At 38.7% G+C, this 351-nt stretch carries 1 pseudogene; it reads right to left on the bottom strand.

From position 1 onward, the window contains the following. Positions 1-217, bottom strand: a pseudogene (locus AB4486_RS28440) (hypothetical protein); the annotation flags it as partial. Positions 218-351 lie beyond the last annotated feature (134 nt).

Raw genomic sequence — 351 nt, 5'->3', positions numbered from 1 at the left:
GGTCAAACTTAGAGATAAGAAAACGAACATGCTTCTTGGTGCTGTATTGCAGTAACTCTTCAAAATTACAGTTAGAATTAGTGCCGTTGCCATTTTTCCACACATACTTCCATTGATGAATCGTTGCTAACGGGTTGTCCGATTGCATTTCATCCGTTGGGATAGAGCGATAAATGCGAGCATTTTCTGGCTTGTTAACATCTATTTTATCGGTCATAAAATGTCAGCCTCATCCAGTAAGTTCATCATTAATTCAGGCACTTGATTCTTAGTTGGATTGCCTTCCCAATGCGTTAAATAGTGCATGGTGACACTTAAATCTTTATGACCCGCTTCATCTTTGAGTAACTT

Origin of the sequence: Vibrio sp. 10N.222.55.C6, assembly GCF_041473395.1 — a bacterium.
GTDB classification, from domain to species: domain Bacteria; phylum Pseudomonadota; class Gammaproteobacteria; order Enterobacterales; family Vibrionaceae; genus Vibrio; species Vibrio crassostreae_C.
The sequence above is the reverse complement of the archived record's forward strand: the minus strand, read 5'-3'. Positions and strand labels throughout refer to the sequence as shown.